The 395-nt window shown below is 41.3% G+C and carries 1 protein-coding gene; it reads right to left on the bottom strand.

Annotated elements, in window-relative coordinates:
• Nucleotides 1–327 (bottom strand): ATP-binding cassette domain-containing protein (locus GVK91_RS27445; protein ID WP_200845729.1); only part of this gene is annotated, 327 nt, incomplete at its 3' end.
• Nucleotides 328–395: the final 68 nt, after the last annotated feature.

Raw genomic sequence — 395 nt, 5'->3', positions numbered from 1 at the left:
GTTAATTTCCACACTCCCGTCATATTCAGAATCAAGCCCTGCAATAATCTTTAACAGGGTGCTTTTTCCGCACCCGCTCGGTCCGATAAGCGTTAGAAATTCGCCTGGTGCGATTGATAATTCTATGTTTTCTAAGACCGCGTTTTTGCGGCCTTCTTGAACAAATGCCTTTTCTTTGATGCTGATGGTCACAGCCACTTTTATCCCTCTCTTTCTGCCAACCCCGCCTTCAAAAAAAACAAAAAGGCCCCCATCTCTGTTCTTGTAGAGATGAGAGCCTTCGGCGGTCCGATCAGCTGCCCAATTGTTTTTTTGTTTGAATAACATGTTAATTCAAATTATTCCGATATGTCAACTCTTTTTTAAATACGATTTTTGATATCCTTGTTTATCAC

It is taken from the genome of Sphingobacterium sp. 18053 (genome assembly GCF_902706145.1).
Lineage (GTDB): Bacteria > Bacteroidota > Bacteroidia > Sphingobacteriales > Sphingobacteriaceae > Sphingobacterium > Sphingobacterium paramultivorum.
This window is presented reverse-complemented; position numbering and strand designations above follow the sequence as displayed.